22 protein-coding genes and 1 pseudogene are annotated in these 23355 nt (G+C 73.4%); 17 read left to right on the top strand and 6 right to left on the bottom strand.

Annotation, left to right across the window (positions count from 1 at the left end):
- Positions 1–5: 5 nt before the first annotated feature.
- Positions 6–506 (bottom strand): GNAT family N-acetyltransferase, encoded by a 501-nt coding sequence (locus tag OIE69_RS36930; protein ID WP_326579145.1) that lies wholly within the window; start codon positions 504–506, stop codon positions 6–8.
- Between the two features lie 72 nt (positions 507–578).
- Between OIE69_RS36930 and OIE69_RS36925 the strand changes: the two genes are divergently transcribed.
- From OIE69_RS36925 to OIE69_RS36900, 6 genes are all read left to right on the top strand, one after another.
- Complete coding sequence (locus OIE69_RS36925) at positions 579–1379, top strand: exodeoxyribonuclease III (RefSeq protein ID WP_326579143.1); 801 nt, start codon at positions 579–581, stop codon at positions 1377–1379.
- A 326-nt stretch (positions 1380–1705) separates the two neighbouring features.
- Positions 1706–2332, top strand: a complete 627-nt coding sequence (locus tag OIE69_RS36920) for a GntR family transcriptional regulator (protein ID WP_326581518.1) — start codon at positions 1706–1708, stop codon at positions 2330–2332.
- A gap of 142 nt (positions 2333–2474) precedes the next feature.
- A complete protein-coding gene (aceE, locus tag OIE69_RS36915) occupies positions 2475–5159 on the top strand; it encodes a pyruvate dehydrogenase (acetyl-transferring), homodimeric type (protein ID WP_326579141.1) in 2685 nt (894 codons plus the stop codon).
- A 142-nt stretch (positions 5160–5301) separates the two neighbouring features.
- Entirely contained in the window at positions 5302–5781 is a 480-nt protein-coding gene (locus OIE69_RS36910; RefSeq protein ID WP_326579139.1) for a MarR family winged helix-turn-helix transcriptional regulator, read from the top strand.
- Positions 5782–5812: 31 nt separating this feature from the next.
- Positions 5813–7537, top strand: coding sequence for an MFS transporter (locus OIE69_RS36905; RefSeq protein ID WP_326579137.1), 1725 nt, complete (start codon positions 5813–5815; stop codon positions 7535–7537).
- 137 nt (positions 7538–7674) lie between these two features.
- A complete protein-coding gene (locus OIE69_RS36900) occupies positions 7675–9201 on the top strand; it encodes a glutamate synthase subunit beta (protein WP_326581517.1) in 1527 nt (508 codons plus the stop codon).
- Here OIE69_RS36900 and OIE69_RS36895 read toward each other — a convergent pair.
- Positions 9170–10207, bottom strand: a complete 1038-nt coding sequence (locus tag OIE69_RS36895) for a Gfo/Idh/MocA family protein (RefSeq protein ID WP_326579135.1) — start codon at positions 10205–10207, stop codon at positions 9170–9172. The genes OIE69_RS36900 and OIE69_RS36895 overlap by 32 nt on opposite strands.
- Positions 10208–10432: 225 nt before the next feature.
- On the opposite strand from OIE69_RS36895, the gene OIE69_RS36890 reads away from it, so the two are divergent.
- A complete protein-coding gene (locus OIE69_RS36890; protein WP_326579132.1) occupies positions 10433–11011 on the top strand; it encodes a helix-turn-helix domain-containing protein in 579 nt (192 codons plus the stop codon).
- Entirely contained in the window at positions 11008–11553 is a 546-nt protein-coding gene (locus tag OIE69_RS36885; protein ID WP_326579130.1) for a GNAT family N-acetyltransferase, read from the top strand. Before OIE69_RS36890 ends, OIE69_RS36885 begins: the two co-directional genes overlap by 4 nt.
- Positions 11554–11607: 54 nt before the next feature.
- Here OIE69_RS36885 and OIE69_RS36880 read toward each other — a convergent pair whose 3' ends face one another.
- Entirely contained in the window at positions 11608–12456 is an 849-nt protein-coding gene (locus OIE69_RS36880; protein WP_326579128.1) for an SDR family NAD(P)-dependent oxidoreductase, read from the bottom strand.
- A 90-nt stretch (positions 12457–12546) separates the two neighbouring features.
- Between OIE69_RS36880 and OIE69_RS36875 the strand changes: the two are divergent.
- Positions 12547–13341, top strand: a pseudogene (locus tag OIE69_RS36875) (helix-turn-helix domain-containing protein); the annotation flags it as partial.
- A gap of 165 nt (positions 13342–13506) precedes the next feature.
- On the opposite strand, the gene OIE69_RS36870 reads toward OIE69_RS36875, so the two are convergent.
- Positions 13507–14277, bottom strand: a complete 771-nt coding sequence (locus OIE69_RS36870; RefSeq protein WP_326579126.1) for a GNAT family N-acetyltransferase — start codon at positions 14275–14277, stop codon at positions 13507–13509.
- A gap of 116 nt (positions 14278–14393) precedes the next feature.
- Here OIE69_RS36870 and OIE69_RS36865 point away from each other — a divergent pair, with 116 nt between their 5' ends.
- The 6 genes from OIE69_RS36865 (at position 14394) to OIE69_RS36840 (ending at position 18174) form a co-directional block, all read left to right on the top strand.
- On the top strand, positions 14394–15128 hold the full coding sequence (locus OIE69_RS36865; RefSeq protein ID WP_392567481.1) for an ABC transporter ATP-binding protein: 735 nt from the start codon (positions 14394–14396) through the stop codon (positions 15126–15128).
- A gap of 110 nt (positions 15129–15238) precedes the next feature.
- A complete protein-coding gene (locus OIE69_RS36860) occupies positions 15239–15679 on the top strand; it encodes a hypothetical protein (protein ID WP_326579124.1) in 441 nt (146 codons plus the stop codon).
- Between the two features lie 125 nt (positions 15680–15804).
- The gene (locus OIE69_RS36855; RefSeq protein ID WP_018562704.1) at positions 15805–16143 is read left to right on the top strand and encodes an ArsR/SmtB family transcription factor; all 339 of its coding nucleotides are present in this window, start codon (positions 15805–15807) and stop codon (positions 16141–16143) included.
- Between the two features lie 104 nt (positions 16144–16247).
- On the top strand, positions 16248–16790 hold the full coding sequence (locus OIE69_RS36850) for a hypothetical protein (RefSeq protein ID WP_326579120.1): 543 nt from the start codon (positions 16248–16250) through the stop codon (positions 16788–16790).
- 171 nt (positions 16791–16961) lie between these two features.
- A complete protein-coding gene (locus tag OIE69_RS36845) occupies positions 16962–17192 on the top strand; it encodes a hypothetical protein (RefSeq protein ID WP_326579118.1) in 231 nt (76 codons plus the stop codon).
- Positions 17193–17217: 25 nt separating this feature from the next.
- Positions 17218–18174, top strand: coding sequence for an alpha/beta fold hydrolase (locus OIE69_RS36840; RefSeq protein WP_326579116.1), 957 nt, complete (start codon positions 17218–17220; stop codon positions 18172–18174).
- A 141-nt stretch (positions 18175–18315) separates the two neighbouring features.
- Here the strand turns inward: OIE69_RS36840 and OIE69_RS36835 are convergent, their stop codons facing one another.
- Together OIE69_RS36835 and OIE69_RS36830 are read right to left on the bottom strand one after the other, a co-directional pair.
- Entirely contained in the window at positions 18316–18960 is a 645-nt protein-coding gene (locus tag OIE69_RS36835; protein WP_326579114.1) for a TetR/AcrR family transcriptional regulator, read from the bottom strand.
- Complete coding sequence (locus OIE69_RS36830; RefSeq protein WP_326581516.1) at positions 18957–19337, bottom strand: cupin domain-containing protein; 381 nt, start codon at positions 19335–19337, stop codon at positions 18957–18959. The genes OIE69_RS36835 and OIE69_RS36830 overlap by 4 nt, the downstream gene beginning before the upstream one ends.
- 407 nt (positions 19338–19744) lie before the next feature.
- Between OIE69_RS36830 and OIE69_RS36825 the strand changes: the two genes are divergently transcribed.
- Together OIE69_RS36825 and aceE (OIE69_RS36820) are read left to right on the top strand one after the other, a co-directional pair.
- Positions 19745–20488, top strand: coding sequence for an SDR family oxidoreductase (locus tag OIE69_RS36825; protein ID WP_326579112.1), 744 nt, complete (start codon positions 19745–19747; stop codon positions 20486–20488).
- Between the two features lie 117 nt (positions 20489–20605).
- Positions 20606–23296 (top strand): pyruvate dehydrogenase (acetyl-transferring), homodimeric type, encoded by a 2691-nt coding sequence (gene aceE / locus OIE69_RS36820; protein ID WP_326579110.1) that lies wholly within the window; start codon positions 20606–20608, stop codon positions 23294–23296.
- Positions 23297–23355: the final 59 nt, after the last annotated feature.

Here is a 23355-nt window from a genome sequence, read left to right as displayed (position 1 = left end):
CAAGGTTACGCGGGAACGGCCGCCTCGGCCGGTGCCGGGAGCGACTTGCCGAGGCACACGCTGAGCGGACTGTCCTTGTAGTGGCCGAACTTGGTCACCGGCGTGTAGCCGCACGAGGCGTACAGGGCGATCGCCTCGGGCTGCATCTGCCCCGTCTCCAGCACCATCCGGGTGCGACCCGCGGCGGCGGCGCCTGCCTCCAGGGCGGCGAGCATCCGGCGCGCGAATCCGCGGCCCCGGGCCTGCGGCACGACGTACATCCGCTTGACCTCAGCGTCGCCGTCCTCGAAGCCCTCCGGGGAGGCGTCCTGGCCGCGCCAGCCGCCGGTCACGACGGGGGCGCCGTCGAGGTAGCCGACCATGAACTGACCCTGCGGGCCGTCGAAGTGGTCGGCGTCCATCGCGGTCGCGTCGGGGCCGCCGTACCGCTCCACGTACTCCTGCTGCACCTGCTCGGTCAGCAGCACGGCGTCGGGGTGGTCGTAGCGCGTCTTCCGGATCTCCACCCGCACATCGTACGGGTGTGCGGCCTACGCCCCGGTACGGGCACCCTCCGGCGGCCCGGTATCGTCCCCGTCATGCTCACCGTGACCACCGTGAACGTGAACGGGCTGCGCGCCGCGGCCAAGAAGGGCTTCCTCCCCTGGCTGGAGGCGACCACGGCCGACGTGGTGTGCCTGCAGGAGGTCCGCGCAGAGGCCGCGCAGCTGCCCGAGGAGGTCCGCGCACCCGAGGGCTGGCACGTGCTCCACGCGCCGGCGGCCGCCAAGGGCCGGGCCGGGGTGTCCCTCTACTCGCGGCGGGAGCCGTCCGCGAGCCGGATCGGGTTCGGCTCGGAGGAGTTCGACGGCTCCGGCCGCTACGCGGAGATCGAGCTGCCGGGCGTCACGGTCGCCAGCCTCTACCTCCCCTCGGGCGAGGTCGGCACGGAGCGGCAGGAGGAGAAGGAGCGCTTCATGGAGGCGTTCCTCGAGCACATGGTCAAGCTCCGGGAGAAGGCCGCCGCGGACGGACGCGAGGTGCTGATCTGCGGCGACTGGAACATCGCGCACACCGAGCGCGACCTGCGGAACTGGCGGGCCAACCAGAAGAACGCCGGCTTCCTCCCCGAGGAGCGGGCCTGGCTCTCCCGCGTCTACGACGAGGCCGGTTACGCCGACGTCGTGCGTCACCTCACCCCGGAGGGCGAGGGCCCGTACACGTGGTGGTCCTACCGCGGCCGCGCCTTCGACAACGACAGCGGCTGGCGCATCGACCTCCATGTCGCCACCCGCGGTCTGGCGGCCCGGGCGGCGCACACCCGGGTCGAGCGTGCGGACACCCACCCCGAGCGCTGGTCCGACCACGCGCCGGTGACGGTCGCCTACGATCTCGGGTAGTCGGGAGCGGGCGGCCGGTTCTCCGGGGGAGCAATGGGGCGGCAGTGGCCGCGACGCGTCCCGCCCGTCCCGCCGGGCTCGTGCACGAGCCGGACGGCAGGCAGGTCACCGACGAGCCCGGCCGCCACCTCGCGCTGGGCGTCACGCTGAACTCCCGCGGGGCGCCGGACAGCCGCTTCGGCCCGGTCCTGGAGGTGCCGGCCGAGGACGGCGTGGAGGTCGTCCTCGCCCGAGGGCGCGGCGGCACCCGGTGCCGCCGTCCCGGAACGCCGGAGGGCGCCGTCGCCGTATCGTCTAGGCAGCTGCCCTTTTCCGGAGGAGTCCCCATGGCGCCGCCCGTCGTCCGCTCTCTGCGCGAGCAGATCCGCGAGTTCATCGTGGACGGCATCGTCAGCGGGCGGTGGAAGCCCGGGGAGCGGATCGTCGAGCGGGGCATCGCCACCGAGCTGGAGGTCAGCCAGACGCCCGTGCGGGAGGCGCTGCGGGAGCTGGAGGTCATGCGGCTGATCGAGTCCGCCCCGAACAAGGGCGTGCGGGTGCGCCGGCTGACCGCCGCGGACCTGGAGGAGATCTACCCGGTGCGGGCCGGCCTGGAGCAGATCGCCGCGGAGCTGGCAGCGCCCCGCCTGCGGCAGGACCTGTCCGCGCTGGAGGCCGAGGTCGCCCTGCTGCAGGAGGCGGACGCGGAGGGCGACGCCGGGGCGCAGGTGCGGCACACCGTGGCGTTCCACCGCGAGCTGGTGCGGGCCTCGGGCAACAGCGTGCTGCTGCACACCTGGGAGTCGCTGGGCATCGAGGTGTGGACGGCGCTGTCGATCCGCTGGCTGGGCACCCGCCAGCGGCTGTACGCCGCGGAGCACCAGGCGGTGGTGGAGGCCTTCCGCAAGGACGATCCGCGGGTCGGCGAGCTGGTCAAGGAGCATGTGCTGGGCTGTGCCCCGCAGGGCGGCTGACCCCGCCCCGAAAACCGCCGAGGACCGGAGTCCCCCGCCCTGTGACCCTCGTCACAGGGTATTTGATCGATCATCGATCAGATTTATTCTGTGAGAGACGGGGACACCCTGCCCGCACGGAACCATCTGGAAGGCGTTCACCATGACCGACGCCACGCTGAGCGCACTTGATCACCTGCCGGACCCCGACCCCGAGGAAACCGGCGAATGGGCCGCTTCCCTCGACGCGGTCGCCCGTGCCGCCGGCCCTGAGCGCGCGGCCTACCTGATGCGCCGCACCTTCGACCACGCGCAGGCGTCCGGCCTCTCGGTGCCGTCGCTGCTGGAGACCGAGCACATCAACACCATCCCGACCGCCGCGGAGCCCGAACTCCCCGGTGACGCGGAGATGGAGCGGCGCATCGCCGGATGGAACCGCTGGAACGCCGCCGCCATGGTGACCCGCGGCAGCCGTCTGGGCCTGGGCGGCCACATCGCCACCTTCGCCTCCGCGGCCTGGCTGTACGAGACGGGCTTCAACCACTTCTTCCGCGGCAAGGAGGGCGACGGCTCCGGCGACCAGCTGTACGTCCAGGGCCACGCCTCCCCCGGGATCTACGCCCGCGCCTTCCTCGACGGCCGGCTGACCGAGCAGCAGCTGGACAACTTCCGCCAGGAGGCCGGCGGCGAAGGCCTGCCGTCCTATCCGCACCCGCGCCGGCTGCCCTGGCTGTGGGAGTTCCCCACCGTGTCGATGGGCCTCGGCCCGCTGGCCGCGATCCAGCAGGCGCGCTTCAACCGCTACCTGACGCACCGCGGCATCAAGGACGTCTCCGGCTCGCACGTGTGGGCCTTCCTCGGTGACGGCGAGATGGACGAGCCGGAGTCGACCGCCGCCCTCGGCCTCGCCGGCCGTGAGGGGCTGGACAACCTGACCTTCGTGATCAACTGCAACCTGCAGCGTCTCGACGGCCCGGTGCGCGCCAACTTCAAGATCGTCCAGGAGCTGGAGGCGAAGTTCCGCGCCGCCGGCTGGAACGTCGTCAAGTCGCTGTGGGGCTCCGCCTGGGACGAGCTGTTCGCCCTCGACACCACCGGTGCGCTCGTCCGGCGGCTGCGCGAGGTCCCCGACGGCCAGTTCCAGACGTACGCCACCCGCGACGCCGCCTACATCCGGGAGCACTTCTTCGGCGCCGACCCGGCGCTGGCCGAGATGGCGAAGCTGCTGACCGACGCCAAGATCACCGAGTGCTTCCACACCTCGCGCGGAGGCCACGAGCCGCGCAAGGTGTACGCCGCCTACCGCGCGGCCACCACGCACAAGGGCGCGCCGACCGTGATCCTCGCGCAGACGGTCAAGGGCTGGACGCTGGGCCGCGGGTTCGAGTCGCGCAACGCCAACCACCAGATGAAGAAGCTCACGGTCCCCGAGTTCCGCACCATGCGCGACCTGCTCGAGCTGCCCATCCCGGACAGCGCGCTCTCCGGCGACCTGGTGCCGTACGCCCACCCGGGCGCCGACTCCCCCGAGGTCCGCTACCTGCAGGAGCGCCGCGCCGAGCTCGGCGGTCCCGCCCCGGCCCGCCGGGTGCACCCGGTGGCGCTCCCCGAACCGTCCGCGAAGCCCTTCGAGGCGCTGGCCAAGGGCTCCGGCGGCCAGGAGATCGCGACCACGATGGCACTGGTCCGGCTGCTCAAGGACCTGATGCGGGAGAAGGAGAGCGGTCGCCGCTGGGTGCCGATCGTCCCCGACGAGGCGCGCACCTTCGGGATGGAGTCGCTCTTCCCGAGCGCCGGCATCTACTCGCCGCTCGGCCAGACCTATGACCCGGTCGACCGCGACATGCTCCTGTACTACAAGGAGGCGGAGAACGGGCAGATCCTCAACGAGGGCATCACCGAGGCCGGTTCGATGGCCTCCTTCACCGCCGCGGCGACCTCGTACGCCACGCACGGCGAGCCGATGATCCCCTTCTACATCTTCTACTCGATGTTCGGCTGGCAGCGGACCGCCGACCAGATGTGGGCCCTCGCCGACCAGCTCGGCCGTGGCTTCCTGGTCGGGGCGACCGCGGGCCGTACGACGATGACGGGCGAGGGCCTGCAGCACGCCGACGGCCACTCGCACCTGATCGCGTCGACCAACCCGGCGGCGCTCTCGTACGACCCGGCGTTCGCCTACGAGATCGGCGTGATCGTCCGCGAGGGCCTGCGCCGCATGTACGGCCCCGACGCGGAGGACGTCTTCTACTACCTGACGGTCTACAACGAGCCCAAGATCCAGCCGGTCATGCCGGCCGAGCCGGCCGAGCCGGGCATCGAGGAAGGCATCGTCAAGGGCCTGTACCGCTTCCGGACCGCCGACACGGCCGGGCTGCCCGCCGACGCGCCGCGACTGCAGCTGATGGCGTCCGGCACGGCGATCCACTGGGCCCTGGAGGCGCAGCAGCTGCTGGCCGCGGAGTGGGGCGTGGCGGCGGACGTGTGGTCGGCGACCTCGTGGAGCGAGCTGCGCCGCGGCGGTCTGGCGTACGACGCGGCCCGGCTGCGCGGCGAGGACGCGCCGCTCCCCCACGTCACGCGCGTGCTGGAGGGTGCGCCGGGCCCGGTGCTGGCGGTGAGCGACTGGATGCGCGCGGTGCCGGACCAGATCAGCCAGTGGGTGCCGCAGGACTGGCACTCGATCGGCACCGACGGCTTCGGCCTGTCGGACACGCGTGAGGCGGCCCGCCGCCACTTCGGCGTGGACCCCCGGTCGGTGGTCGTCGCCGCGCTGGCCTCGCTCGCCGGGCGCGGCGAGGTGAAGCGGGAGACCGTCCAGGAGGCCCGGGAGCGTTACGGGCTCTGAGCCTCCCCGCCCCGCCCCGGGTGGGGACACGAGGGCCGGGCACGCCGTCGCAGGCGTGCCCGGCCCTCCTTCGTGCCCGCCCGCGCACGGCGCTCCGGGGTGGCCCCTGCCCTGATACATAAGGCAGTGATATAAATGTCTTATGCATCTTCCCGGCGACGACCCGGACCGCAGCCACGCCGTCGACGTGGCGCGGGCCCTGGAGCGGCTGTACCGCGTGCTGCGCAGGCTCAGCCAGCCGAGCGAGCTGTCACTGACCACCGTGGCGACGCTGTCCACACTGGAGCAGTCCGGCCCGCTCCGGCTGACCGAACTGGCGGCCCTGGAGGGCGTCACCCAGCCGGCGATGACCCAGGTCGTGTCACGGCTGACCGAGGCGGGACTCGCCGGTCGCGCGGCGGACCCGTCGGACGGGCGCGTGGTGCTCGTCGACATCACCGACGCGGGCCGGGAGGCCATCGCCCGGCGCCGCGCCGTACGTGCCGAGCGGCTCGGGGAGTTGCTGGAACAGCTGAGCCCGGACCAGCGGTCGGCCCTGGTGGCCGCGCTGCCGGCCGTGGAGGCACTGACCCGGCTGGGGCAGCCCCCGGCCCCGTCGCGCACCACCCATCGGAGCAATTGATCAGGCATCGGTTCTACGTCGGAGCAGCCACATGACCGCGCAAGCGCAATCGTCCCGTTCCGTGAATCCGTTCAAACAGCCGAAGGCCGTGTTCGCGGTCGCCTTCGCCTGTGTGGTCTCGTTCATGGGGATCGGGCTGGTCGACCCGATCCTCCCCGCGATATCCGAGCAACTGGACGCCACCCCCAGTCAGGTGACGCTGCTGTTCACCAGCTACCTGGTGGTGACCGCGGTCGCCATGCTCATCACCAACTGGGTCTCCAGCCGGATCGGGGCCAAGCGGACACTGATCGTGGGCCTCGCCCTGATCGTGGTGTTCGCGGCCCTGGCCGGCGGCTCGGGGAGTATCGGCGGCATCGTCGGCTTCCGCGCGGGCTGGGGCATCGGCAACGCCCTGTTCATCGCCACCTCGCTGGCGGTGATCGTGGCCTCCGCGAGCGGCGGCTTCGCGGGCGCGATCATCCTCTACGAGACCGCGCTGGGCGTCGGCATCGCCGTGGGCCCGCTGCTCGGCGGGCTGCTGGGCAACGTGAGCTGGCGCGGCCCGTTCTACGGCGTCGCCGTCCTGATGGCCATCGCGCTGATCGCCACCGTCGTCCTCGTGGAGCCGATACCGCTGCCGGCCCGAAAGACCGGACTGGGCGAGCCGCTGCGCGCACTGCGCCACCGCGGGCTGCTGACGATGTCGCTGACGGCCCTCTGCTACAACTGGGCGTTCTTCACCGTGCTCGGCTACGCGCCCTTCCCGATGGGCCTCGGCGCGATCCAGCTCGGCCTGGTCTTCACCGGCTGGGGCGCCCTCGTCGCGGTCTTCGCCGTCTTCGGCGCCCCGCGGCTGCAGGCCCGGCTGGGCATCGCGCGGACGCTCTACGCCAACCTCGCGCTGTTCGCCCTCACCGTGCTGGCCATCGCCGTCTGGACCGACGAGCGGGCCGTGCTGATCGCATGCGTGATCGTCGCCGGAGTCTTCATCGGGGTGAACAACACGGTCACGACGCAGGCGGTCATGACCGTCGCGCCCGTCGACCGTGCCGTCGCCGCCGCCTCGTACGGCTTCGTCCGCTTCATCGGCGGCGGGCTGGCGCCGTTCGCCGCGGGCAAGCTGGTCGAGGCGTTCGGGATCCACGTGCCGTTCTACATCGGCGCCGGGGCGCTCGTGCTGGGCATCGCGATCCTCTCCACGGCCCACGGGCTGCTCAAGGAGGCCGAGAAGGTCCAGGCCGAGCAGGTCGACGCCGCCCCCGGAACCGGCGCCGCCGCGTCGCTGGTGCCGGTCGAGCACGGCGCCGCGGTGCCCGGCGACGCGGGCCGCGGTGCCATCGTCGCCGCCGTGGACGGCTCCCCCGACGCGCGGCGCGTCACCGAGGCCGCCGGCCGCCTCGCGACGATCAACGGCCGTACGGTGTACGTCGTCCACGCCGAGGAGTCCGCTGTCGCGGGTGACGCGGCCACCGGCGCCGAGGACCTGGAGTCCGCCCGGACCGCCGTCCGCGAGCACCTGGAACGGCTCACCGCACTCGGCATCCCGGCCGTCGGCCACGTGCTGCGGAACGTCACCGCCCACGGGGATGCGGGCCGCCTGGTCGCCGAGCACGCGGAGCGCACCGGGGCCCGCGCCATCGTCGTGGGGGCGCCCGCCCACGGCGGGCTGACCGCGCTGATGGACGCCGGCGCCGGGCAGGCCCTGATGCGGTACGCGACCTGCGACGTCGTACTGATCAACCCGCGCTCGGCGGAAGTGGGGACCGCGGCCTGAACAACCGGCGGAAGATCACGGTGGCCGCGCCATCGAAATACCGACAAACCCGACGTATGGTGGCCTGAAGGTGCCATGTGCCGGGGGACGCGGTCACCGTGACACCCCTGATCGTGACGGCGGCGCCGGAGGCGGCCATGGCCGATCCCAAGGGCTTTCTCACCACCCCCCGCCGTACGCCCGCGCGCCGCCCCGTCTGCGAGCGCGTCGAGGACTGGCACGAGGTCTACACCGGCCAGAGCCTGCTGCCGATCGTCTCCGCGCAGGCCGGCCGCTGCATGGACTGCGGCATCCCGTTCTGCCACGAGGCCTGCCCGCTGGGGAACATGATCCCCGACTGGAACGACCTGGTGTACCGGGAGGACTGGGCCGCGGCCGCGGAACGGCTGCACGCCACCAACAACTTCCCCGAGTTCACCGGCCGGCTGTGCCCGGCGCCCTGCGAGAGCGCCTGCGTCCTGACCATCAACGCCGACCCCGTCACGATCAAGAACGTCGAGGTCGCCATCGCCGACCGCGCGTGGGAGGACGGCCTCGCCTGCCCCCGTCCCCCCGACCGGCACTCCGGCCGCACGATCGCCGTGGTCGGCTCCGGACCCGCCGGGCTCGCCGCCGCCCAGCAGCTCACCCGGGTCGGCCACACGGTGACGGTCTACGAGCGGGCGGACCGGCTCGGCGGGCTCCTGCGCTACGGCATACCGGAGTTCAAGATGGAGAAGCACCATCTGGACCGGCGGCTGGCGCAGATGCGAGCCGAGGGCACGCTCTTCCGCACCGAGGTCGAGGTGGGCGCGGACCTCGACGCGCGGCAGGTCGTCGCCGAGCACGACGCGGTGCTCCTGGCCGTGGGCGCCACGGCCTGGCGCGAGTTGCGGGTGCCCGGACGGGAACTGACGGGCATCCACCAGGCGATGGAGTACCTGCCGCTGGCGAACCGGGTGCAGGAGGGCGACCTGACCGAGTCTCCGGTCAGCGCCGAGGGCAAGGACGTCGTCATCGTCGGCGGCGGCGACACGGGCGCCGACTGCCTGGGCACCGTGCTGCGGCAGCACGCGGCCTCCGTCGTCCAGCTCGACATCAACCCGCTGCCGGGCGAGTGCCGCCCCGAGCACCAGCCGTGGCCGGTGTATCCGCACGTCTACCGCGTCTCCCCCGCCCACGAGGAGGCCCGTGAGCTGGCCCGGCGCGGCGTCTGGGACCCGGCGGAGCACGGCGGCGTGCCGCTGCCGGGCCCGGAGGGCGACATCCGGGTGTTCTCCGCGTCGACCTTCCGCTTCGAGGGCGACGACGAGGGGCACGTACGGTCGCTGCACCTGGTCGGGGTCGAACCGCGGCACCGGCGTCCGCAGCAGGGCACCGAGCGCGTCATCCCCGCCCAGCTGGTGCTGCTGGCGCTGGGGTTCTCGGGGGCCGAGCGCGACTGCGGGCTGGTGACCCAGCTCGGTCTGGAAGTCGACCGGCGCGGCCACGTCGTCCGCGACGCCTGCTTCGCCACCGGGGTGGAGAAGGTGTTCGTCGCGGGCGACGCGGGCCGCGGTCAGTCGCTGATCGTCTGGGCGATCGCCGAGGGCCGGTCGGCCGCGGCGGCGGTCGACCGGTGGCTCACCGGCAGTACGTGCCTGCCGGCGCCGATCACGCCGACGGCCCGGCCGCTGGTGGCGTGACGGCGGCGGACCGCGGGCGCGGCTCGAAGCCCGCGGCGCGGTAGCAGGCGTCGATCATGCGCATCGACTCCACGGCGTCGTCGGCGTCCGTGGGCAGCGGGGCTCCGTCGCGCAGGGTCGCCGCGAACGCCTCCAGCTGGTAGGTGTACGAGGTCCGCTTGCCGAGCTCCTCGACCCGCTCGCCGTCCGGCGTGCGGATGACGACCCGGTCGTCCGTGTGCGGCAGTACGAAGCAGGGCGCGGTGGCCTCGCCCCGGCTGCCGACGATGCGCCAGCTCATCTCGAGGGCCTCGGCGTCCATGTGGCAGCGGGCCGAGGCGGTGGCGCCGCCGGGGTACTCCAGGTCCGCGTCCAGCCACTCGTCGACGCCGGGCGCGACGGCGCGCTCGCCGCCGCGCGCGGCCAGCAGGCGCGGGGCACCGCCGGCCCAGGGGGCCAGGGAGCGCGCCGCGTGGAGGGAGTAGCAGCCGAGGTCCATCACGGCTCCGCCGGCCAGCGGCAGCGACCAGCGGGGGTCCTCGTCCGCGGGGGCGGGGATGTTGACCACGGTCTCCACGTGCCGCAGTTCGCCGAGCTCGCCGGACTCCAGCAGCTCGTGCAGGCGGCGGGTGACCGGGTGGTAGAGGTAGTGGAAGGCCTCCATGACGACCACGCCCGCCTTGGCGGCCGCGTCGCGGACCTCGACGGCCTCCTCGAGGTTGCTGGCGGAGGGCTTCTCGCTGAGCACGTGCTTGCCCGCGGCGATGGCGGCCAGGTTCCAGGGGCCGTGGAGGCCGTTGGCGAGCGGGTTGTAGACGGCCTCGACCTCGGGGTCGGCGATGACGTCGGCGTACGTGTCCAGTACGCGCTCGACGCCGTGCTCGGCGGCGAAGTCTGCCGCGCGGGAGCGGTCGCGGGCGGCCACGGCGACGAGCCGGTGGCCGGTCGTGCGGGCGGGGGCGGCGACGGCGGCGCCTGCGATGCGGGCGGCGCCGAGCACGCCGATGCGCAACGGTTCGGTGGTCATGCGGTGCGTACCTCTTCCATACGTACGGGTCGGTGGTCCCCGAGGAACGACGTGCAGGCCTCGGCGATCATCCGGCCTCGATCCCGTCGGCGACGGTACACGGCGGAGGCGAACGGCCCGTGACGGCCCCGGGGAAGACGGCCGGCCCGGGGCGGGGGGCTGTACGGCGGCCTGGACGTCGCCCACGCTTGGACGCCGTCCCGAATCCGGGATACCGTCCCGAATATGAGAGACCCCGATCTCGCGTCCGTCGACGCCCGCCTGGCCGCGCGCCTCGCCGAACTGCGCGACGAACGCGGCTGGTCCCTCGACGAGCTCGCCACGCGCACGGGCATCAGCCGCTCGACGCTCTCCCGCCTCGAACGCGCCGAGATCAGCCCCACGGCCGCCCTGCTCGGGCGCCTGTGCGCCGCGTACGAGCGCACCATGTCCCGGCTGCTGGCCGAGGTCGAGAGCGGCGGCGAACCCGCGCAACTCGTGCGTGCCGCCGACCAGCGCGTCTGGACCGACACCCCCTCCGGCTTCGAACGGCGCTCCGTGTCGCCCCCGCACCCGGGGCTGCGCGCCGAGATCGTCGAGGGCGTGCTGCGACCGGGCGCGGCCATCGCGTACGAAGGCCCGCCCGTCGCCGGTCTCGAGCACCACGTGTGGCTGCGCGAGGGCGCACTCGAGGTCACAATCCAGGGCCGCGCCCACCGCCTCGCCCCCGGCGACTGCCTCCGCTACCGCCTGTGGGGCACCTCCCGCTTCCACTGCCCCGGTCCTGACGCCGCCCTCTACGCCGTCGTGGTCGTACTGCCATGAAGGAGGCTTCCACCCCCGTGCACACCATCGCCCCGCTCTCCGCCGACGCCCTCCTGGACACCGCCGACGGCCTCGCCGCCCTCCTCGTGGACACCGTCGAAGGCGGCGCCTCCCTCGGCTTCGTGGCCCCCTTCGCCCACCCCGAGGCCGCCGCCTGGTGGCGTACCCGCGCCCGCGCCGTCGCGTCCGGCGAACTCACCGTCTGGGCCGCCCGCGACAACGGCGGCGTCACCGGCACCGTCAGCCTCGCCCACGAGGCCAAGCCCAACGGCCGGCACCGCGCCGAGGTCCTCAAGCTCATGGTCCACCGCCGCGCCCGCGGCCACGGCCTCGGCCGCACCCTGCTCACCGTCGCCGAACACGCCGCGGCGGCCTCGGGCGCGGCCTTGCTGCTGCTCGACACGGAGACCGACAGCCCCGCCGAGCACCTGTACCGCACCGCGGGCTGGACCCCCTACGGCACCGTCCCCGCCCACGCCGCGAACCCGGCGGGCGTGCTGAGGCCTACGACCTTCTACTTCAAGGCGCTGGTGTCTGCCTGACCTGTGGCATCGACGCCCGGGACGGGCTGCGGACCGTCGGCCGGACTGCCGTGGTCAGGATCCGCTCGGCTTTCCCTGCGCGAGGCGCGAGACGTGGTCCCACTGCTCCAGCCCGGCGAGCCGGCCGGCGTACTCGGTGCGCAGAGCCTCCAGTCCGCCGGTCCCGAACAGGACCCGCACGGGCGGCTCGGGCGTTTCCACGAGCGCGAGGAGGGCCTCGGCCGTCGCGGCGGGGTCGCCCGGCGTGAAGCCGCCGGCTTCCGCCCCCGCGAACAGCGCCTGCCGGGCATGTGCGTACGCCGGGTCCTGCCGGGCCTGCGGGGAGGTGGCCGCCAGACCGGTGGGGAACATGACCGGCTCGATCAATGTGACGTGGATGCCGTACGCGGCGACTTCGGCGGCGAGTGACTCGCTCATCGCCTCCAGGGCCCACTTGGAGGCCTGGTAGATGCCGAGCGCCGGATAGGCGACCAGGCCCCCGAGCGAGGAGACCTGCAGGATGCGGCCCGCACGGCGCTCCCGCATGCCGGGCAGCACGGCCCGGGCGGCCCACAGCGAGCCGAAGTAGTAGACGTCCATCTGGGCGCGGGCCTGTTCCTCCTCGACCTCTTCGACGGCGCCGATCAGCATGTGGCCCGCGTTGTTGACCAGCACGTCGATTCCGCCGAACGCCGCCTCGGCGCTCCGCACCGCATCGGGGACGGCCGCGGAGTCGCGGACGTCGAGCTCCAGGGGCAGGAAGCGGTCGCCGTGGCGCTCGGACAGCGGCGCGAGCGCCGCCGTGTCACGGGCGACCGCCGCGAGCCGGTCACCGCGGGCGAGGATCGCCTCGGCCCAGTGTGCGCCCAGCCCGCGGGACGCTCCGGTGAGGAACCAGGTCCGGGAAGTCACTGCCTTGCTCATGTGGTCCTCCATCGTCATCCGACCGGGCTGCTCCCGGTTCGATGACCAGCGTTTCGCCGATCGGAGACGTCAGGCAGAGTCGCCTTACCCATGGATCGGCGGTCTCTGGCCGGCGGTCCGGCCGTGCCGCAGACTCGAAGGGTGGACACCAAGCAGCCGGCGGATTTCCTGCGGGTGCGCAGGGAGGCGCTCGACCCCGGGGACGTCGGCCTCGCGGGCACGGGGCGCCGGCGCACCCCCGGACTACGCCGTGAGGAGGTCGCGCGCCTGGCCGACATCTCCACGGACTACTACACGCGTCTCGAGCAGGACCGTGCGCCGCAGCCGTCGCCGGGCGTGCTGCGGGCGATCACCAGGGCGCTGCGCCTGACCCTGGACGAGCGCGACCATCTCTTCCGGCTGGCCGGGCACCGACCGCCGGACCGCACGCGGTCCGACGAGCATGTCGCGCCCAGCCTGCTCCGTGTACTGGACGGCCTCTCCGGCGTCCCGGCCCAGGTGATGACCGACCTCGGTGCCACCCTCGTCCAGAACGACCTGGCACGGGCCGTCTTCGGGGATCTCGTCCGGCTGCGCGGTACCACGGGCACGGTGGTGTACCGGTGGTTCACCGATCCCCGCGCCCGGGCCGGGTATCCGGTCCAGGATCACGCGACGGAGTCCCGGGCGCTCGTCGCCGACTTGCGGGCCGCAGCCGTCCGCCGCGACGACGCGCAGGCGAAGGACCTGGTCGACCGGCTGCTGCGGGCGAGTCCCGAGTTCGAGGCCCTGTGGCGTCTGCACTCGGTGGCAGTGCTGCGCAGCAGACGCAAGCGGATCCAGCACCCGGAGGTGGGCCTGCTGGAACTCGACTGCCAGGTGCTCGTCGACGAGGAGCGCACGCAGGTCCTCGCCCTGTTCCCGCCCGCACCGGGCACACCGACGGCGGAGCGTCTCGCACTTCTCGCTTCCCTGGGACCCCTCGCCGCCCAGCGCTCTTTCCTGGAGTACCAGGCAGGTTGCGCAACCCCGGCCGGTGGTGCCGCTCCATCGGCTCACCCGGCGGCGCGGTCACGCGGGCAGGCTGAAGAGCCGGTACTCGGAGACCCTGGTGAAACCGAAGCGGCGGTAGAGGGGTTCGCCGGCCGGGCTGGCGAGGAGGGCGGCGCGGTGGGTGCCGCGGTCGTGGGCGACGCGGAGGGCGGACGTGGTCAGTGCGGCGCCGATGCCGCGGCGGCGGTGGGATTCGGCGACGTGGACGAGGAAGATGCCGGCCACGTCGTGCGCCGTGATCACCACCGTCGTGCCCACGACCTCGCCGTCCAGCACGGCGGCGAGGCGCACGACGTCCGCGTTGTCCGCGCGATCGGCCTCGAACCGTACGAGGCCGGGCTGGAGTTCGGGGGCGATGCCCATGGAGGTGCGGTACGTCCCGACCAGCCCGGCCAGCCGGTCCGGGCTCTCGACGGCCTCGACGCGCAGGCCGGACGGGGGTTCCTGGGGGTCCGGGGCGCGGTCGAGGGGCCGCACCATCAGGGGCAGGGTGCCGAGGGGGACCGCGCCGTGCCGGATCAGGGCGGCGGGAGTGCCTTCGGGGCTGTCCGGGCCGGCCCACCACCACCAGGGGACGCCCGCGAGTTCGGTGCGCGCGGTGGCCACGGCCCGGCCGAGCGCGGCCAGGGACCGTATCCGGAGCACGCCGTTGAACTGCGGGGTGGCAAGGCCGCTGCGGTAGCGGTCAAAGCCGCCGTCGTCGCGCTGTGTCTCGCCCCAGCCCATCAGATACTGACGGAAGTTGGCGGTGATCCCCGCCAGTTCCTCCGTGGCTGCCGTGACCGACATGTCTCCCTCTCCCGCTGTGCCGGCATGGTGTCACACGTGTCACACGCCGGGCCTTCCGCACCGCGCACGCGAAAGCCCTTCCTCGCAGGCGGGGACCCCCCATTATGCTGGCCGGCATGAGTGAGGGACTGCTGGAACGGCGTGAAGGCCCGGCGGGCGGCGGGGCGGCCTCCGAGGCGATGGTCGTGGTCGAGGACCTGGTGCGGACCTTCGGCACCGGGGACACCGCGGTGCACGCCCTGGGCGGGGTGTCCTTCAGCGTGGCCCGCGGGGAGCTCGTGGCCCTCAAGGGCCGCTCGGGCTCGGGCAAGACGTCCCTGCTGAACATCATCGGCGGCCTGGACCGCGCCGACTCCGGCCGTGTCACCGTCGACGGCACCGCGCTGGACGGCCTGGCCGAACGCGAACTGCTCGCCCTGCGCCGCGACCGCATGGGCTTCGTCTTCCAGTCCTTCGGCCTGCTGCCCATCCTCACCGCCGCCGAGAACGTCGGCGTCCCCCTGCGCCTGCGCAACACCCCCCGCCGCGAACGCGAGGAACGCGTCAGCCTCCTGCTCTCCCTGGTCGGCCTCCAAGACCACGCCGGCCAGCGCCCCGGCGAGATGTCCGGCGGCCAGCAGCAACGCGTGGCCATCGCCCGCGCCCTGGCCAACCGCCCCGCCCTGATCATCGCCGACGAACCCACCGGCCAACTCGACGCCGACACCGGCCGCGCCGTCATGGAACTCCTGCGCGCCGTCGTCCACAGCGAAGGCGTCACCGCCCTCGTCGCCACCCACGACCCCCAGCTCCTCGCCCTCGCCGACCGCGTCCTCGAACTCCGCGACGGCCACATCCTCACCACCGACTGACACCCGGTTTCCTCCGGAGAGTGGGGACATCACGCCCTTCGGCGCGTAAATTGGGTTGTGAACGGTGCCAATCCGTGTGACCACGGAACTGCGCGGAGGTGAGGGATCGCATGGCCTCGGTGACCCGGAAGGCGCGGAGCGTCGAGCACACCGCGGAGAGCCTCCAGGACGACCTGGTCCGCCTCGAGGCCCAGAGGCAGGCCCTGGAGCGGGAGCTCGCCGCGGTCATGGCGCACCTCGGCTCGGTGCAGCGGGCCCTCGGCGCCCTCCAGGCGGTCATCCGCCCTTCCGCATCCGCCGCCGCTCACGCGGACGTCGCGGCGGCCCCCGCGGACTCCGGCAGTCCGTACGGGAGACTCACCGAGCAGATCCTGGACTTCTTCGAGCGGTCCGGTGACACCGAGGTACGAGCCCGCGACGTCGCCGCGGCCCTCGGCCGTGACGGCGACAGCGGCAGCATCAACGCCGTCCGCAGCACACTGGACCGCCTCGTGGGGGCGTCGCGCGTCGACCGCGCGGGCCGCGGCCTCTACCGGGCGCGCCGGTCCTGAAACCGCGCCGCCTCGGGCCCGGTCCAGGCCGTCGTGATGATCCCGTCCTTCCGGTGATCCGGGGTTCCGGGGTTGCGGTGATCCGGGGTTCCACATTCTTCGAACATTCGGGTTATCGTGACCGTATGGCCGACCAGCATTCCCACGAGGCGAGCGAGATGAGCCTGCCCCGCGTCCTCGCCGCGTTGAGCGATCCGACGCGGATCGGGATCGTGCGCGTGCTGGCCGACGGCAGGGAACGCGGGTGGGGCCAGCTGCGGGCGCCGGTCGCGAAGTCCACGTTGAGCCACCATCTGAAGATCCTGCGCGAGGCCGGCATCACCCGGACCCGCCAGGAGGGGACGCGTTGCTACGTCACGCTGCGTCGTGCCGAGCTGGACGAACGGTTCCCCGACCTGACGCGCGCCCTGCTCGCGGCGGCCGATGCCGAGGACGTCGGCGAGGTCACCGCCGACGAGTCGTAGCGCCGGGCACCGCCGTCGGTGTTCAGTGTGGTCACCCCGTGTGTTCGCCGTACTAATCTGTGTGCGCGGACGTTGGCCCCCAGGGGCCGGGAATGAGAGGACACATGGTCTCAGCAGCGCACACGACCGAGGATCTCCAGGTCACGGCCGGAGCCCTGCAGGGAGAACTGCAGCGCCTCGAGTCACAGAAGCAGGCACTCGAACGGGAGTTGGCGGCGGTCGTCGCCCATCTGGGATCGGTGCGCAGGGCGCTCGGCGCCCTCAGTCACCTGTCGGTCACGGGTCCCGCCGTCGCGGACGCGGGCATCCCGGCCGAGGACGCCCGGGCCGAGGAGCGGCAGCCTCCCGTCATGGAGGACGGCGCGGCCGAGGAGACCGGGTACCCGGGCGAGGACGGCGACGGGGACGGCGTCGAGGAGCAGGCCGCCGCTTCCGTGGTGGGCGGCTACGGCAGGCTCACCGAGCAGATCCTGGAGTACCTGGCCACCACGGGCGGGGCGGAGGTCCGGGCCCGCGAGGTCGCGGCCGCCCTCGGCCGGGACGAGAACGCCGGCAGCATCAACGCTGTGCGCAGCACACTCGACCGCCTGGTGGGCACGTCCAGGGTGCGGCGGGCCGGTCGCGGCCTGTACCGGGCCGCCGTCTGACGGCCGGAGCCGCGAGGCCCTGCGCATCGTTGTCACGTTCCGGACGGCCGGCCTGTCGAGAGTGTGCATGACCGGCGCTCCGCGCCGGGAGAGCGGCCGGAGGACGGGGTTCCCCTGCCCCCGCCTCCGGCCGCTCTCTTCTCGACCGGCCGATCCGCCTGGAGGGCGACGATGCTCCCGAACACCGATGAGGCCCCCGACGTGCGGGCGATCGTCATGTCACTGGCCGCCGAGGCCGCCTCCCTGGACGCGCATGTGCGCAGGCTGCGCGAGGAGATCTCCGCGGTGGACGCGCGGCTGGACTCCGTGCACGAGTCCCTGCGCGGCCTGCCCGGCCTCGCACTCCCGGGCCCGGACGCGATCGGCGGCGTGAACGGCGCGGCCTCTGCCTCAGTAGACTGACACTGTGACACAGCATGTGGAAAGTGTGAATTCATCCGTCGTGCCCGCCGTCCTCCCCCACGCCGCCGACAGCGCCGCCGGGCCGCTCGCCCCGGGTACGCACACGATCACCGTCGACCACAAGGGCATCGCCGTCGCGCAGCGGTACCACGTCGCCGGCGCCGGTGGTCCGGTGTGCGTCGCCCTCTCCGGCGGGCCCGGCATCGGCTGGGAGTACCTGCGCATGCCGCTCCTGGAGCGTGCGTTCACGATGGTGTACGTCGAGCCCGTCGGCACCGGCGAGTCCGGGCGCCTGCCCGACCCGCGCGAGTACACCCTGCCCACGTACACGCACTTCCTGAACGGTGTGATCGAGCACCTCGCACAGCCCCCGGTGACGCTGCTCGGCCATTCGTACGGCGGTTTCGTCGCCCAGCAGTACGCGCTGGAGCACCCGGAGCACCTCGCCTCGCTCGTCCTGTACGACACGTCCCCGGTGACCGGGGAGGACTTCTGGGCGGACGCCGTGGCCAACATGGAGCGTTTCGCCCGCCGTCACGTCGCGAACCACCCCGAGGTGGCCACCTACGTGGAGGCCCTTACGGCGCCGCTCGGCCGGCTCGACGACGACGCCGCCACCGAGTGCCTCCGCACGATCATGCCTGCGTACGTCGTCGACTACTGGGGGCGCGAGGACGAGTTCGGGCCCGCGCGCGGGTCGCTGCGCATGTACGCCGAACCCTCGCTCGGCGAGGGGCCGGCCTTCGACGTCCGGGAGCGGCTGTCCGGCATCACGGCGCCCACGCTGGTGCTGGTCGGTGCGGAGGACTTCATCTGCGGGCCGCGGTGGGCACGGATGCTCCACGAGCGGATCCCCGGTGCGCGGCTCGCCGTCCTCGACGAGACCGGCCACCTGGCGCACGTCGAGCGCCCCGCGGAGTTCACGGACGCGGTGGCCGGCTTCTTGCTGGAACACACCGTGGCGCAGGAACCGGGACACTGACCGTGCGGGACGATTCGGAAGCCCGTCGGCGGGGAACGCCGGCCGCGGTCTGACCCGGTGCCGGAGGCGGTCCGCCGTGCGCCCCCGGCGGGCGATCCGGCCGGGGGCGCGGAGGACGCGGACGCGCCCTCCGCGCCCGGTTCAGCGCCGGGGCAGGTGGTACGGCTCGTGCGACACCCGGGGAACGGGGACGACCAGGCCCTCCAGGTACTGCCGGACGAGGCGCGGGCACCTCTCCTCGGTGGCCCGCCAGGTGGTTCCGGGGAGCGGGCGACCCAGCTGCGACACGACGGCGAGGACGTCCTCGGCGGTCACGTCCCCGCGCACCCGCCCCGCCCGCTGCGCGCGCGACAGCAGCCGCCACGCCGCGGCGACCACGCGGGCCCGGGGCCCCGCACCCGCCGCCGGCCCGTCGCCTGCCCCTTCGGGCAGGCAGTACAGGGCGGCCGGCCGCGCGGACGCCAGGGACTCCAGGAAGCCGCGCAGCGCTACCAGGGGGTCGCTCGTCGACAGCCTGGCCTCGGCTGCGGCGGCCACGACCGCGACCTCCTCGGCGACGTCGGTCAGCAGTTCCCCACGGCTTCCGTAGTGGCGGTAGAGCGTCGCGTTGCTGACCCCGGCCAGGCGGGCTATCCGGTCCAGCGACACGCCCGCGCCCTGTTCGGCGAGCAGATCGGCGGCGGCCGTACGGATCCGGCGGCGGTTGCGCACCGCGTCGGCCCTCAGTCCGCCGCAGCGCACACCGCACTCCTGCCGCGTTCCGCCGTCCTGTGCGGAAGGGGTCACGCGCCGGTCCGCGATGGGCGCGGGGCGCGCAGGTGGGCGCGCCGGGCCAGTTCCTCGTCCTCGACCAGGGTGAGCATCGGCTGGCCGGGCGCGCACAGCATGGTCACGACGAACCGCGTCGGCGCGTCGGGCAGGGCGTTGCCGTCCTGGTAGTGGATCACGTCCCCGCCCGGCTCCCAGAACGTCTCGCCGGCCTTGACGACGCGCTCCGGCTCGCCCTCGAGCTCGAAGCGGACCGCGCCCTCGAGCACGTACCCGAAGGCCGGCCCCGAGTGGCGGTGCGGCGGGGTCCCGGGGTCGCCGGGGGGCCACTCGACGGCGATGGTCATCCCCGAGGCGCCCTCGGGGAGGAAGGGCGGCTCGGCTTCCTGCAGCATCGTCACCGCCGTCTTCCAGACCTCCGACCGGGGCTCCTCGCTGCCGCTGCCCTGTGTCTCGTTGTCCGACACTGCGCTGCACCTCCATGATTGTGCCCGAAATGAGAGGAAATGATGATATTCCGCCACCCCGCCGTGCCGATGTACCGACATCGGCGGGCGGTGGCCGCCCTCGTCCTCTCCGGGCGGACGTCGCTGCTCCCTCATACGACCGGACAGCACGCGCTTGTGTGACGTCCGCCTCGTCCCCGCCCCCCTGCGTCCTCCAGCGCCCCCGCCGCCGCGAGGGGCCCCCGCGGTGCTGTCACAACCACGGCCCCGCCGCGGTCACAGCAGGTGGAGCGGCCGGCTGCGCCGTCACGCGGACACCACAGGGGTCGCCGGCCCCGCGGACGAAAGGGACCCGGATGAGAGTCGTTGTCGCAGGGGCCACCGGTCTGGTCGGCTCCAGGACGGTCGTCAGGCTGCGGGACCACGGGGTGGAGGTCGTCCCCCTGTCCCACCGCGACCACTCCGGTGCGGCCACGGAGAGGGACCTGGCCCGGGCTCTGCGCGGCGCCGACATCGTGGTCGACGTCACCGACGCGCCCTCGCCCGCGGAGCCGGTCAGCCTGCAGTTCTTCCGTACCTCCACCACCGGTCTGCTGGCCGCCGCCGAGAGGGCGGGCGTCGAGCACCACGTCGTCCTCTCCTTCGTGGGGGCGGAGAGGCTGCTGTCGGGCTACTTCCGCGCGAAGCTGCTGCTGGAGGACCAGGTGCGGCGCTCCCCGGTGCCCCACTCGATCGTGCGTGCCGCCCTGTCCTTCGAGTGCGTCGAGGCCATGGCCTCTCAGGACGCGCACCAGCACGGAGAGATACGTGTGGCGCCCGCCCTCGTGCGGCCCGCGTCGGCGGACGACGTCGCGGCGGCGGTCGCGCACGTGGCGGTGGGGGTCCCGCTGTTCGGCACCCTGGAGGTCGCCGGGCCGGAGGAGTTCGGGCTCGACGAGCTGACCGCCGAGCTGCTGGCCGCCACGGGCGACGCCCGGCACGTCGTCGCCGACGAGCACGCGTGGTTCTTCGGCGCCGAGCTGCGGCGCCGGTCCCTGCTCCCGGCGGCGCACGCCCACGCCACCCGCACGACGTTCCGCGAATGGCTCGCACAGCGGTGACGCCCTCGGCACCGCCCGTGCCCGCGGCGCACTGATCCCCCTTCGGCGGCCACCGTCCGCGAGTCCCCCTCCGCGGCCGCCGCCCTCCCCTCCCCACGCTCCGACAGGAAGGCCTCCATGACCGATCCGGCGCAGTCCGCGCACTCCCACCCGACCAGCAGGTTCGACCGGCTGCCCGACCCTGACGCCGAGGAGACCGCGGAGTGGCGGGAGTCGCTCGACGCCGTCATCCGGCACGCCGGGCCAGACCGCGCCGCCTACCTGCTGCGGCGCGTCCACGAGTACGCCTCGGCATCCGGCGTGCCGGTCCCGGGGCTGCTGTCCACGGAACCCGTCAACACGGTCCCCGCCGCCGCCCAGCCGGACTTCCCCGGCGACCTCGCCATGGAGTCCCGGATCACCGCGCTGAACCGGTGGAACGCGGCGGCCATGGTCACCCGTGGCTCCCACCTGGGCCTCGGGGGGCACATAGTGACGTACGCGTCGGCGGCCTGGCTCTACGAGGTCGGCTTCAACCACTTCTTCCAGGGCAAGGAAGGCCGCGGGGGAGGTTCCGGCGACCAGCTGTACATACAGGGGCACGCGTCACCCGGCATCTACGCCCGCGCGTTCCTGGAGGGCCGGCTGCACGAGGGGCAGCTGGACGCCTACCGCCGCGAGGCCGACGGCCGCGGTCTGCCGTCCTACCCGCACCCGCGGCGCCTGCCGTGGCTGTGGGAGTTCCCCACGGTCTCCATGGGGCTGGGCCCTCTCGCCGCTGTCTACCAGGCCAGGTTCAACCGCTACCTCCACGCCCGGGGCATCAAGGACACCTCCGGGTCGCGGGTGTGGGCGTTCCTCGGGGACGGCGAGGTGGACGAGCCCGAGTCGCTGGCCGCGCTGGCGCTCGCCGCGCGCGAGGGCCTCGACAACCTCACCTTCGTCGTCAACTGCAACCTGCAGCGCCTGGACGGGCCGGTGCGCTCGAACTCCAGCATCGTGCGGGAACTCGAGGGCCGGTTCCGCGGCGCGGGCTGGAACGTGGTGAAGTCGCTGTGGGGCGAGGCCTGGGACCCGGTGCTGGCGCAGGACTCCGGCGGGGCGCTGGTGCGGCGGCTCGGCGAGGTGCCCGACGCCCAGATGCAGACGTACGCGGCGCGGGACGCGGCCTACGTACGCGAGCACTTCTTCACCGGCGACGCGCTGTCCCGCATCGCGGCGGGACTGACCGACGGCAGGATCACCGAGCTGTTCACCGAGTCGCGGGGCGGCCACGAGCCCCTGAAGGTGTACGCCGCCTACCGCGCCGCCGTGGAGCACCGGGGCGCGCCGACCGTCGTCCTCGCCCAGACCGTCAAGGGGCACACCCTGGGGGCGGACTTCGAGTCGCGCAACGCCAACCACCAGATGAAGAAGCTGACGATGGCGCAGTTCCGCCGGATGCGCGACACCTTGGAGCTGCCCATCCCGGACAGCGCGCTCAGCGGCGACCAGGTGCCGTTCTGGCACCCCGGAGAGGACTCCGAGGAGGTCCGCTACCTGCGCGAGCGGCGGGCAGCGCTCGGTGGCCCCGCTCCGGCGCGGAGGGTGATCGCCCATCCGCTGAAGCAGCCGCCGCAGGCGCCCTTCGAGGCGCTGCGGAAGGGCTTCGGCAAGCAGGAGGTGGCCACCACCATGGCACTCGTGCGGCTGGTCAAGGACCTGATGCGCGACCCGGACACGGGGCGCCGCTGGGTGCCGATCGTCCCCGACGAGGCGCGGACGTTCGGCATGGAGTCGCTCTTCCCGAGCGCCGGGATCTACTCCCCCGACGGGCAGACCTACGAACCGGTCGACGCGGACCAGTTGCTGCACTACCGCGAGGCCGAGAACGGGCAGCTGATCGACGAGGGCATCACCGAGGCCGGGTCGCTGGCGGAGTTCACGGCCGCCGCGACCTCGTACGCCACGCACGGCGAGCCCATGATCCCGTTCTACATCTTCTACGCCATGTTCGGGTTCCAGCGCACGGGCGACCAGTTCTGGGCCCTGGCCGACCAGTTGGGGCGCGGCTTCGTGGTCGGCGCGACCGCGGGCCGTACGACGATGACCGGCGAGGGCCTGCAGCACGCCGACGGCCACTCGCACCTGCTGGCGTCCACCAACCCGGCCGCCGTCTGCTACGACCCGGCGTTCGCCTTCGAGATCGCGGTGATCGTCAGGGAGGGGCTGCGCCGCATGTACGGCGACCGTCCCGAGGACGTCTTCTACTACCTGACGGTCTACAACGAGTCGAAGCGGCAGCCGGCCATGCCCGACGGGCCGTCGGTCGAGGAGGGAATCCTGCGGGGCATCTACCGCTTCCGGCAGGCGGACCCCGGCGCCGGTCCGCGGATCCAGCTGCTGGCCTCCGGCACGGCGATCCACTGGGCGCTGGAGGCCCAGGAGCTCCTCGCGTCGAGGTGGGGGGTGCGGGCCGACGTCTGGTCGGTGACCTCCTGGACGGAGCTGCGCCGCGACGCGCTCGACGCCGACCGGGAGGCGCTGGGCGGCGAGGAGCGCGTCCCGTACGTTGCGTCGGCGCTGTCGGGGGCGGCCGGGCCCGTCCTGGCGGTCAGCGACTGGATGCGGCAGGTGCCCGACCAGATCAGCCAGTGGGTCGAGCAGGACTACTCGTCCCTCGGTACGGACGGCTTCGGCCTGTCGGACACCCGGGAGGCGGCGCGCCGCTACTTCCGGGTGGACGCCGGGTCGATCGTGGTGGCCGCCCTGGACCGGTTGGCGCGCGCCGGAGCGGTCACCCCGCAGACGGTGGAGCAGGCCCGCGACCGATACGGCCGGCAGGCCTGACGCGCCCACCGGGGGCACGGATCCCTCCGTGCCCCCGCGGGCCCTCGGCGTGAGGGTCG

The organism is Actinacidiphila glaucinigra (genome assembly GCF_035918135.1).
Taxonomy (GTDB): domain Bacteria; phylum Actinomycetota; class Actinomycetes; order Streptomycetales; family Streptomycetaceae; genus Actinacidiphila; species Actinacidiphila glaucinigra.
This window is presented reverse-complemented; position numbering and strand designations above follow the sequence as displayed.

Coding starts and splice junctions, on each gene's coding strand:
- OIE69_RS36925 (WP_326579143.1), top strand. CDS start 579: ATGCTCACCGTGACCACCGTGAACGTGAACGGGCTGCGCGCCGCGGCC.
- OIE69_RS36920 (WP_326581518.1), top strand. CDS start 1,706: ATGGCGCCGCCCGTCGTCCGCTCTCTGCGCGAGCAGATCCGCGAGTTC.
- aceE (WP_326579141.1), top strand. CDS start 2,475: ATGACCGACGCCACGCTGAGCGCACTTGATCACCTGCCGGACCCCGAC.
- OIE69_RS36910 (WP_326579139.1), top strand. CDS start 5,302: ATGCATCTTCCCGGCGACGACCCGGACCGCAGCCACGCCGTCGACGTG.
- OIE69_RS36905 (WP_326579137.1), top strand. CDS start 5,813: ATGACCGCGCAAGCGCAATCGTCCCGTTCCGTGAATCCGTTCAAACAG.
- OIE69_RS36900 (WP_326581517.1), top strand. CDS start 7,675: ATGGCCGATCCCAAGGGCTTTCTCACCACCCCCCGCCGTACGCCCGCG.
- OIE69_RS36895 (WP_326579135.1), bottom strand. CDS start 10,207: ATGACCACCGAACCGTTGCGCATCGGCGTGCTCGGCGCCGCCCGCATC.
- OIE69_RS36890 (WP_326579132.1), top strand. CDS start 10,433: ATGAGAGACCCCGATCTCGCGTCCGTCGACGCCCGCCTGGCCGCGCGC.
- OIE69_RS36885 (WP_326579130.1), top strand. CDS start 11,008: ATGAAGGAGGCTTCCACCCCCGTGCACACCATCGCCCCGCTCTCCGCC.
- OIE69_RS36880 (WP_326579128.1), bottom strand. CDS start 12,456: ATGAGCAAGGCAGTGACTTCCCGGACCTGGTTCCTCACCGGAGCGTCC.
- OIE69_RS36870 (WP_326579126.1), bottom strand. CDS start 14,277: ATGTCGGTCACGGCAGCCACGGAGGAACTGGCGGGGATCACCGCCAAC.
- OIE69_RS36865 (WP_392567481.1), top strand. CDS start 14,394: ATGAGTGAGGGACTGCTGGAACGGCGTGAAGGCCCGGCGGGCGGCGGG.
- OIE69_RS36860 (WP_326579124.1), top strand. CDS start 15,239: ATGGCCTCGGTGACCCGGAAGGCGCGGAGCGTCGAGCACACCGCGGAG.
- OIE69_RS36855 (WP_018562704.1), top strand. CDS start 15,805: ATGGCCGACCAGCATTCCCACGAGGCGAGCGAGATGAGCCTGCCCCGC.
- OIE69_RS36850 (WP_326579120.1), top strand. CDS start 16,248: ATGGTCTCAGCAGCGCACACGACCGAGGATCTCCAGGTCACGGCCGGA.
- OIE69_RS36845 (WP_326579118.1), top strand. CDS start 16,962: ATGCTCCCGAACACCGATGAGGCCCCCGACGTGCGGGCGATCGTCATG.
- OIE69_RS36830 (WP_326581516.1), bottom strand. CDS start 19,337: ATGCTGCAGGAAGCCGAGCCGCCCTTCCTCCCCGAGGGCGCCTCGGGG.
- OIE69_RS36825 (WP_326579112.1), top strand. CDS start 19,745: ATGAGAGTCGTTGTCGCAGGGGCCACCGGTCTGGTCGGCTCCAGGACG.
- aceE (WP_326579110.1), top strand. CDS start 20,606: ATGACCGATCCGGCGCAGTCCGCGCACTCCCACCCGACCAGCAGGTTC.